Raw genomic sequence first — 9,924 nt, 5'->3', positions numbered from 1 at the left:
YCGGGGCCCCCCCCCCCCCCCCCCGGCCGCCCCCCCCCCCCCCCCCCCCCCCCCCCCCCCGACCCTGGACACATCGCGCGCGTGCCAGCCGCGAAGGGATTACGGGGTAGGGCAAAAACAAGCGCTTCCACGCGTGGCGTGGATCTACTGGGTGCAGCTGTTGCATTGGACGTTGAGTCCGCCTTGTAGCGAGCCGAGCACCGCAGGTCCGGCGAGGGCGAAGAGGCGCGGGTGTCTGAGCGTAGCGAGTTCCCGCGCCGTCCCTCGACGGGCCGAGGAGCGCAGGGAACCGGTGCGTAGCACCGGCTCGCGGCCGGCGGAGCGTTTCTTTTGGTTACTTTTCTTTCCGCAGAAAGAAAAGTAACGCCCGACCCAAAGTCAGTTGTACGCCAGGCCAGCCGCAAGGCAGAAATCAACCCAGCATCTCCAGCCTACGCACTTCAGTAATGCCCAGCCCCGGCACATCGCTGATGCTGATCTCCGATTCGTTGAAGTGCACGCCGCCGCTGACCGGGTCGAACTGGCCCAGCGACGGGCCGTCCAGGTCGACCTTGGTGATCACATCGCTCTTGGCCACCGCCAGGTGCACGGCCGCGGCCACGCTGATGCTCGACTCGATCATGCAGCCGATCATGCACGGCACACCGTAGATGCCGGCGATGTCGGCGATGCGGATCGCGTTGGACAGGCCGCCGGTCTTCATCAGCTTGATGTTGATGATGTCGGCTGCGCGCTGCTGGATCAGGTCCATCACCTGGCTCGGGCTGAACACGCTTTCGTCGGCCATCACCGGTGTATTGACGCGGTCGGTGACGTACTTCAGGCCGCTGATGTCGGCCGCCTTCACCGGCTGCTCCAGCAGCTCCAGCACCACGCCGGCCTCTTCCAGCGTCCGCATCGCATGCACCGCCTGCTTGGCGGTCCAGCCCTGGTTGGCATCCAGCCGCAGCAGGGCACGGCCCTCGACGGCGGCGTGGATGGCCTTGACCCGCTCGATGTCCAGGCCGATGTCCTTGCCGACCTTGATCTTCAGCGACTCGAAGCCGCGTTCGATCGCCGACAGTGAATCGGCCACCATCTTGTCGATGTAATCCACGCTGATGGTGATGTCGGTGGTGATCACCGGGTCGCCGCCGCCGAGCATCTGGTACAGCGGGGCACCGTGCAGCTGTGCCCAAAGGTCGTACAGCGCGATCTCCACCGCGGCCTTGGCGCTGGTATTGCGCTCCATCGCGCTCTGTACCAGCGTGCACAGATGGTTGAGGTTGACCACGTCCTGGCCGATCAGGCGCGGCGCGATGAAGTGGCGGATCGCCTCGATGATCGAGCCGTGCGTATCGCCGGTGATCACCGCAGTGGCCGGGGCTTCGCCGTAGCCGGTGTGGCCGGTGTCGGTGCGGATCAGCACCACCACGTCTTCCACGGTCTCCACCGTGCGCAGGGCGGTCTTGAACGGTGTCTTCAGCGGCACGCGCAGCATGCCCAGTTCGATGGCGGTGATCTTCATTCAGGAGTCTTGGCGCGCAGGCGCTGGATGTTGGTGATGCGGTCGATGTAGCGGACGGTATCGCTGGCCATCATCGGCTCCAGCGGCGTGACCGAAACACCATTGAGGTGGGCCTGTACGCGCGTGCCGTCGGCACCGAACCAGCTGCCGCCCGCCGTATCGTGGATGACCCAGGTGCGGCCGTCGACATGACCGATGGCCATCATTACGTGGCCGGGGATATAGACCAGATCGCCCACCTGCAGATCGGTGACCGCACGGTCGCGCGCGGTCTTGCCGACCTTGTCGGTGAACGGCAGGCGATCCAGCGCCGGGCTGATCGCCTGTGCACTGGTATTGCGCGGCAGCAGCACGCCGAAGCTGCGGTAGATCTCGGACACAAAGCCGCTGCAGTCCCGTGTGTCGTAGTCGTGGCCCCAACCGTAGCGTTCACCGAGGAACTTGAAGGACTGTTGCAGCAGCAGGCGCGGGGTGAGCGGCAGGTAATCGGCGGCGGTGTCCTGCGAGCGCGGCAGCAGTGCCGGCACCAGTTTCAGGCGGCCATCGCTTTCGCGCACCGGCAGCTGCACCACCCACGCGGCATGCGCCTGCTGGCCGTTCACCGGGTCTGAAGCGGGCCAGTCGGCCAGCACCGGCAGGCGCACGCCCATGTCCAGCTGCAGGCGCGAGACGCGCGGTTCCTCCGGGGTGTAGGCGGTCTGTGCGGTGGCGCCGGTGATGATGCGGTACGGGCCCTTTGTGCCGTAGCCGAGCACCGTGGCCTTGTTGCCGCCAGCGATGGCATCGGCCTCGATCCACGCGCTGTAGCGCTCGCTGTGCACGAACAGCCAGCGGCCATCGGCACTGCGATGGACCACCACCACCTTGTCGCCGGGGAACAGTGCCGACTCCTGGAAGCGGTCGATGTCGGTGTCACCAACGGTGCTGAACACGCGCTCGCGGGTGGGGAAGGTGCGCAGTGCTGCGCGCTTCACCACCAGCCCGTAGGCCGGTGCCGTCTGGGCGGGAATTGCATCGAGGCCGAGGTTGGCTTCGATCGTGCTGCGCAGCGCGGGCGTGATCGCCTGGCCCTTGTCGTTGTAGAGGGCACGTGTGGGCCAGCTCGACAGCGCGGCGATGCTGGCGCGCACCGTCGCCGCATCAAACTGGGCGGGCAGTGCGGCGATGTCCTGGATATGGCTGTCCTGCGCTCGCATCCGCGCGTTCTGTGCCGCGATCTGCGCGCGATCCAGAATCGGCGCATCGGCGTTGTCCAGGCGCGCGGCCCAGTACTGCGGGGTGAGGTAGGCCTCGTGCAGGCCGATCACATAGGGCAGCGGTGCGCCGGGATCGGGTGCCGGGGCGGCCGGCGCAAAGGCCGGTGCGGCCAGCAGGCACAGGGCCAGGGTCAAGCGGCGCGGCCAATGCTGGTGCCGTTCGCGGGAAGCCAGGCTCATGCGGTGCACACCCTCCTCGAATGCCTGTTGGAATATTTATTCCTTTTGGCTTCGAAATCAAGAATAAATTATTGACCGGCATCCCGGCCCGTGTTACACAGCCGTTACCACCCGCGCTTGGGAAGTGTCGCTGTGGATCCTGCCGTTCGCAAACCGCGTCTGCCTGCTGCTGCCGGCCTGTGTGCCGCGCTGCTGCTGTGGGCGTGGTCGGCGGGAGCGGAGCCGCCGCCTTCGGCCATCCAGTTTGCGCGCATCGTGCAGATGATCGACGCGGGACGCTTCTTTGAAGCGCACAGCGTAATGAACACCTGGTCGGCCGCCGACGCGGCGGAACCTGGCGTCAGTTTCGACGACATCGCGTTCCAGGAAGAACGCATGCGCCGCATGCGCCTGGATTTCAGCCTCGACGAAACCAGCGCGAAGGCCGCTGTGCGCCGCTGGATTCCCGACCTCACCGACGAGGAATTCGCACGCTGGGACCAGCTCGGCCTGATCGAACACCTCGATATCGATGGCACGCGCTGGTACTTCAAGCGCGCACCGTCGAACCTGTTCCTGCTCAGCGACGAAGCGCGTGCACGCCGCCGCGCAGATGCGCCGATGCCGGCGCCGGGCCCGAATGAAGTGCTCAATGCACACCATGCGCGAGTGGTTGCCGCGGCCGAACAGAGTGGCCGGGCCTCGGTGCTGCCGCAGCGCATCGAATTCACCCAGTCGCTCACGGTGAAGGCCGATGCGGTGCCGGCTGGTGAAACCGTGCGCGTGTGGATTCCCTACCCGCGCGAGATTGCCGGCCAGCAGGAAAACGTGAAGTGGCTGGGCAGCACCCCGGGCAAGGCGCGGGTGGCACCGGCCAGCACGTTGCAGCGCACCGCCTACCTGGAAGCCAAAGCCGTGACCGGGCAGCCGACCCGCTTCGAGATCCGCTATGCGGTGACGATCTTCGCGCGGCATACCGCGATCGATCCGGCCAAGGTACAGCCAACCCCGGCTGATCCGGCCTTGAAGCCCTACCTGGCCGAACAGCTGCCGCATGTGCGCTTCACCCCCGCGCTGAAGCTGTTCTCCGACCAGGTCCTGCAGGGCGAGACACGCCCGTATGAAGTAGTACGGAAGCTGTTCGCCGCAGTCGATCGCATTCCATGGGCGGGTGCGCGCGAATACTCCACCCTCAGCAACATCAGCGATTACGCGCTGCGCGCCGGCCATGCCGACTGCGGGCAACAGACCCTGCTGCTGATCGCGCTGCTGCGCATGAACGGCATTCCCGCGCGTTGGCAGTCGGGCATGGTGTTCTCCGGCGATGGCAGCGGCTACAACAACCTGCACGACTGGGGGCAGGTCTACCTGGCGCCGTACGGCTGGCTGCCGATGGACGTGACCACCGGTGCGCTGGCCAGCGACGTACCTGCGCTGCGCGATTTCTATATCGGTGGCCTCGATGGCTACCGCATCGCCTTCAACGACGATTTCGGCCAGCCCTTGGTGCCGGCCAAACAGCATTACCGCTCGGAAACGGTCGACTCGCAGCGCGGCGAGGCCGAGTGGGCAGGCGGCAACCTGTACTTCGACCAATGGAGCTACGACTTCCAGTGGCGGGTACTGCCAGCCGGGCAACGCTAGCGCGACACATCGCATTCCACACCATTCAATTCTTGCAGGAGAGAGCAGGGGATGAAGGCTTACAGCATCAAGCGGGCGGCGTTGTGCGTCGCCCTCGGGGCGTGTCTGGGGGTGATCGCGCCCAGCGCATTCGCACAGGATGGTTCGGTGGTCGGGCGGTTGACCCGCGATGGCGGCCAGGTGCCGGCCGGTGCCACGGTGACCGTACGCAATCCGGCAACGGGCTTCGTGCGCTCCGTGCAGGCCGAGGCCAACGGCAGCTACCGTATTCCACTGTTGCCGGTGGGCACCTATGACATGGAGATTGCCTTGCCGGGGGGCACTGCCAGCCGCGTCGGCCAGGTGACGGTCAGCCTGGGCAGCGCCACCACCGTCAACGTGCCGCTGGGCGCGGTCAGCACGCTCGGCACGGTCGAAGTGCGGGCACCGCAGGTGGTGTCGATGGTCGATGTGAAGTCCACCGAGTCGGCCACCAACATCACCCGCGAGGAACTCTCGCGCCTGCCGGTGGACCGTGACATCACCGCCGTGGCGCTGCTGGCGCCGGGTGCGGTGAAGGGCAAGGGGTCGCTGGGTGGCCAGGGCATTTCCTTCGGCGGTTCGTCGGTGGCCGAGAACACGGTCTACATCAATGGCCTGAACGTCACCGATTTCTACAACCGGGTCGGCTTCTCGTCGGTGCCGTTCTCGTTCTACCAGGAGTTCCAGGTCAAGACCGGCGGCTATTCGGTGGAGTTCGGGCGCAGCACCGGTGGTGTCATCAACGCGGTGACCCGCTCGGGCAGCAACGATTTCAAGGCCGGCGCGGAACTGGTGTTCGAGCCGCGGGCATGGCAGTCGCAGGCGCGTGATCGCTACGACGGCCAAGGCAGCCGCTACATCACCGCCAGCCGCGACGACTACAGCCGCAGCGCGCTGAACGTGTTCGCCTCCGGTGCGCTGGTGCAGGATCGGTTGTTCTTCTTCGGCATGTACGAAGCACGCGACTACCGTCCGACCTCGACCAACGACGCCGGTACACGCCTGAGCCAGGGCAAGGCCGATGATCCGTTCTGGGGCGGCAAGATCGACTGGCAGATCACCGACAACCAGATGCTGTCGCTGTTCGGGTTCTCGGACAAGAGCAAGACGCTTACCGACGTCTATGAATACGACTACGCGACGGGGGCGGCCGCGAGCGAGCGCAGCAACCAGATCTACAACACCGTGGGCGGCAAGAACTGGTCGGGCACGTATAGCTGGCAGGTCAACAATGATCTGACCATGAAGCTGATGTACGGCGAGAACAAGCGCAACCGGGTGCAGAGCTCGCTGATGGACGAGAACTGCAACCGTGTGTTTGACAACCGCACTGCCAGCCAGGGGGTACCGCCGGCGCTGCAGGGTGACCGCAGCTGCACCAGCAGCTCGCAGCTTGAATCCGCGCTGGATACACGCAAGGCTGCACGTGCTGATTTCGAATGGACGCTCGGCAACCATCTGCTGCGTTTCGGCATGGACCGGGAGGAGAACACCTCCGCCTACAGCCGCGCCTATCCAGGCCCCGGCGGCCTGCGCTACGACATCTACGCACGTACGCCGGGCAGCTCGCTCAACGGAGGTGTCGTGCCTGCCAGCGGTCTGGTCGCACGTACCCGCCGCTACGAAGTTGAAGGCGCGTTCAAGACCATCAACTCGGCCTGGTACCTGGAAGACAACTGGCAGGTGACCCCCAACCTGCTGTTGAACATGGGCCTGCGCCTGGAAGCCTTCGACAACAAGGGCGGTGACGGCAGCAGCTACATCAAGATCGACGACATGCTTGCGCCGCGCCTGGGCTTCTCCTGGGATGTGCGCGGTGACGGCACCACCAAGGTGTTCGGCAACCTGGGCCGCTACTTCCTGCCCGTGGCCAACGTCATCAACATCAAGCAGGCAGGTGGCTTCCTGGACGAGCGTACCTGGTACGAGTTCCTCGGCTACAGCGGCGCGGCCAACAATGTGCCGCTTCTGGGAGCGCAGATCGGCCCGGTCGACAACTCGCAGGGCGATGGCAGCGTGCCGGACCTGCGTGCTGAAGTGAACCGGGACATGGACCCGGTGTATCAGGACGAGGCGATTCTCGGCTTCCAGCAGATGATCAATGAAGCCTGGTCGGTCGGTGCCAGCGTGACCTACCGTCGCCTGCACAACGCCATCGATGACATGAACATCACCGCTACCGGCCAATGTGGCGCCATCGATGGCGTATGGATCATGGGCAACCCGGGCCGTACCAACACGGTGTGGGGCGATACCAACTGCGACGGCAGCAATGATGGCTGGATCAGCATCGATACGTCCAGGGAAGGCTGGGCGCTGTACGATGATGATGGCAACTACGTGGGCCAACGTGGCTGGGTCAAACCCAAGCGCGATTACAAGGCACTGGAGCTGCAGGTCGACCGTGCCTGGGATGGCAAGTGGGGCTTCAATGCGTCGTACACGCTTGCCTATGGTCGCGGCAACGCCGAGGGGCCGGTCAATTCCGATACCGACTTCGCCGATGCGGGGCGCACCGAGAACTTCGACAACCCGTGGGTGAACTATCGTGGCTACGGCTACCTGGCCAACGACCGTCGCCATCAGTTCAAGTTCCGTGGCAGCTATGCGCTGACCGAGAACCTGAGCGTGGCCGCGACGCTGGGCATTCAGTCGGGCAGCCCGATTACCCGCTTTGGCGCAGGCAACCCGTTCGATGCCACCGATTTCCACAGTTACTACGTGTGCGTGTCCAACTGCCAGGCCACAGTACCGTCCGAACGTGTGTTCGTGCATTCGCCGCGCGGCGGTGATGGCCGCACGCCGTGGACCTACGACCTGGACGTGAGCGTGTCGTACAAGGTGCCGATCCCCACCGACCTGCGCCTGAAGCTGGCGGTCTACAACGTGCTGAACCAGCAGCGCGTGGTAACCGTGGACCAGGACTACGAGCCGCAGGACAGCATCGGTACGCCGAACCCGATGTATGGTTATGGCACTGGATTCCAGTCGCCGCGCTACGCACAGCTGACGGTGACCTGGAGCTATTGAGGACGCATCCATGCGCCGCCCTGCCGGGCGGCGCCGGTCTGTGATCGCCGGATATGATCCGGCACCACCTGACGGAGACTGCCTTGCATCGTCTGTTGCTACTGGTCGCGGCACTGGTGAGCCCCGCTGCCCACGCAGTGGACGGCGCACGCCTGGATGCCGCCATCGCCTTTGTGGACCAGCACGAGCACCTGCCGGGGCTGGCGATGGCGGTGGTCGAGGATGGCCAGGTGGTCTATCGCCACACCGAAGGCGCGCGTGGTGACGGTGGCCGCATCGACGAGGACACGCTGTTCAAGATCGCCTCCAACAGCAAGGCGATGACCGCCGCGCTGCTGGCCACGCTGGTGCAGCAGGGCAAGCTGCGTTGGGATGATCCGGTGCAGCGTCATCTGCCAGCGTTCCGCATGCATGACCCGTGGGTGGGTGAGCATCTGCAGGTACGCGATCTGCTGATCCACAACAGCGGCCTCGGCCTTGGGGCCGGCGACCTGATGCTGTGGCCTGAGCCCAATGACTTCACGCGCAGCGACGTCATCGCCGGGCTGGCACACCTGAAACCGGTCACCAGTTTCCGCAGCGGCTATGCCTACGACAACCTGATGTACGTCGTTGCCGGTGAGGTGGCTGCGGCCGCCGGTGGCAAGCCCTATGACCAGCTGATGCGCGAGCGCGTGTTTGAGCCGCTGGGGATGACCCGCTGCCAGGTGGGCGCATGGTCGGTGAAGCAGATCGGCAATGTCGCCCAACCGCATGTGCGGCGCGATGGCCGCAACGTGGTGGTCGCTGGTGATGGAGCGCTCAGCCCCGATCTGACGTCGATGGCGGCCGGTGGCATCCGCTGTTCACTGCGCGACATGATCCGCTGGATGCAGGTGCTGCTGGACCCGGCGCTGGTACCGGCGTGGTTGGGCGCCGAGCAACGCCGCATGCTGTGGACGCTGCACATGCCAATGCCGCTGGGCGAGCGCCAACGCGACTGGGACAACACCCGTTTCTACGGTTATGGGTTGGGCTGGCGGGTGTCGGACATGGACGGGCACTGGAAAGTCGCCCATACCGGTACCCTGACAGGCATGTATTCCTCGCTGGCGCTGCTGCCGGACCGCAAGGTTGGTGTGGTGATGCTGATCAACGGCGAGGCCGAAGACGCGCGTACCGCGCTGATGCAGTCGACCCTGAAACAATTCACCGCGCCGGAAGACGCGCAACATGTGGGGTACTACCTGGCGGAACTGGCGGCTGATCGGGCCGTGCGCGCCGCCACGGGGAGTCGTGTGCCCTCCACCAGGGGCGCACAAGCGGCCGCCGTCACCGATCTTCAGCGATGGCAGGGGCGCTACCGCGATCCCTGGCTGGGGCCCGCATCGCTGTGCCCGGGCAGCGACGGCCTGCGCTTCAGCGTGGATAGATCGCCGCGCCTGCAGGGTGCCGTGCTGCAACTTCAGGGGCGTTGGCTGCTGCGCTGGGATACGCTGGGCGACGACGCGCAGGTGTGGCTGCAGCCAGGCGAAGGCCCGGCACCGACACTGGACCTGCGTGCCATCGATCCGGACATCGACTTCAGCTATGACTTCCAGGACCTGCATTTCACTCGTACTGGCGATTGCCCTGGCGGCGACCGCCAACGGCGCTGAACCACCGCGCATTTCACCCGCAACGGACGCGGCGAGTGCCGGCCTGGTCGAGATCCGTTCGCTGTCGCCGCGTATCGACATGGATATCCGCTACGCCGGTGCCAACAACTTCACCGGCGCGCGCGTGCCCGGTTACGAGGCGCCGTCCTGCTACCTGCTGGCATCGGTGGCCAAAGCGCTGGCGCAGGTGGAACAGGACCTGCGTGCGCAGGGCTTCGGCCTGCGCCTGTACGACTGCTATCGGCCGGTGCGTTCCGTGCAGGCCTTCATGGCCTGGGTGAACGATCCGAACGAGCTCTCGCGCAAGGCACTGCAGTACCCGGACCTGGACAAGCCGCGGCTGCTGGCCGATGGCTACATCGCCGAACGTTCCGGCCACAGCCGTGGCGCCACTGTGGATCTGGGTCTGCTGGATTGCCGTAGTGGTACCTGCATGCCGCTTGACATGGGTACCGACTTCGATTTCTTCGGCCCGCGTGCGCATACACGCACGAATGGACTGAGCAAAGCGCACCGGGCGAATCGCCAGCAGCTGCTGCAGGCGATGGCGCGCCGTGGCTTCGTCAACTATCCGCAGGAGTGGTGGCACTACACGTTCCAGCCCGAACCGGATCCCGGCGTCGCCTACGACGTTCCCGTGCGGTAGCGGCGACACGGTAGTGCCGGCCGC

The 9,924-nt window shown here is 65.6% G+C and carries 6 protein-coding genes; 4 read left to right on the top strand and 2 right to left on the bottom strand.

Annotation, left to right across the window (positions count from 1 at the left end):
* Positions 1–412: 412 nt before the first annotated feature.
* Together D7Y61_RS18385 and D7Y61_RS18380 are read right to left on the bottom strand one after the other, a co-directional pair.
* Positions 413–1,507, bottom strand: coding sequence for a dipeptide epimerase (locus D7Y61_RS18385; protein WP_180868370.1), 1,095 nt, complete (start codon positions 1,505–1,507; stop codon positions 413–415).
* The gene (locus tag D7Y61_RS18380) at positions 1,504–2,943 is read right to left on the bottom strand and encodes an SH3 domain-containing protein (RefSeq protein ID WP_180868368.1); all 1,440 of its coding nucleotides are present in this window, start codon (positions 2,941–2,943) and stop codon (positions 1,504–1,506) included. Before D7Y61_RS18380 ends, D7Y61_RS18385 begins: the two co-directional genes overlap by 4 nt.
* 132 nt (positions 2,944–3,075) lie before the next feature.
* On the opposite strand from D7Y61_RS18380, the gene D7Y61_RS18375 reads away from it, so the two are divergent.
* The 4 genes from D7Y61_RS18375 to D7Y61_RS18360 all read left to right on the top strand — a co-directional run bounded on the left by D7Y61_RS18375 (position 3,076) and on the right by D7Y61_RS18360 (position 9,900).
* Positions 3,076–4,566 carry a transglutaminase domain-containing protein gene (locus tag D7Y61_RS18375; protein WP_180868366.1) on the top strand — a complete coding sequence of 497 codons (1,491 nt, stop codon included), beginning with the start codon at positions 3,076–3,078 and terminating at the stop codon, positions 4,564–4,566.
* 51 nt (positions 4,567–4,617) lie between these two features.
* Positions 4,618–7,617 (top strand): TonB-dependent receptor, encoded by a 3,000-nt coding sequence (locus D7Y61_RS18370; RefSeq protein ID WP_180868364.1) that lies wholly within the window; start codon positions 4,618–4,620, stop codon positions 7,615–7,617.
* A gap of 83 nt (positions 7,618–7,700) precedes the next feature.
* Positions 7,701–9,254 carry a serine hydrolase domain-containing protein gene (locus D7Y61_RS18365; protein WP_180868363.1) on the top strand — a complete coding sequence of 518 codons (1,554 nt, stop codon included), beginning with the start codon at positions 7,701–7,703 and terminating at the stop codon, positions 9,252–9,254.
* Positions 9,187–9,900 carry a M15 family metallopeptidase gene (locus tag D7Y61_RS18360; RefSeq protein WP_180868361.1) on the top strand — a complete coding sequence of 238 codons (714 nt, stop codon included), beginning with the start codon at positions 9,187–9,189 and terminating at the stop codon, positions 9,898–9,900. Before D7Y61_RS18365 ends, D7Y61_RS18360 begins: the two co-directional genes overlap by 68 nt.
* Positions 9,901–9,924: the final 24 nt, after the last annotated feature.

Origin of the sequence: Stenotrophomonas maltophilia, from assembly GCF_013464485.1 — a bacterium.
GTDB lineage: Bacteria > Pseudomonadota > Gammaproteobacteria > Xanthomonadales > Xanthomonadaceae > Stenotrophomonas > Stenotrophomonas maltophilia_AW.
The sequence above is the reverse complement of the archived record's forward strand: the minus strand, read 5'-3'. Positions and strand labels throughout refer to the sequence as shown.

What these genes read in the sequence shown, in the direction of transcription:
- D7Y61_RS18385 (WP_180868370.1), bottom strand. Translation starts at nt 1,507, where the DNA reads ATGAAGATCACCGCCATCGAACTGGGCATGCTGCGCGTGCCGCTGAAG.
- D7Y61_RS18380 (WP_180868368.1), bottom strand. Translation starts at nt 2,943, where the DNA reads ATGAGCCTGGCTTCCCGCGAACGGCACCAGCATTGGCCGCGCCGCTTG.
- D7Y61_RS18370 (WP_180868364.1), top strand. Translation starts at nt 4,618, where the DNA reads ATGAAGGCTTACAGCATCAAGCGGGCGGCGTTGTGCGTCGCCCTCGGG.
- D7Y61_RS18360 (WP_180868361.1), top strand. Translation starts at nt 9,187, where the DNA reads ATGACTTCCAGGACCTGCATTTCACTCGTACTGGCGATTGCCCTGGCG.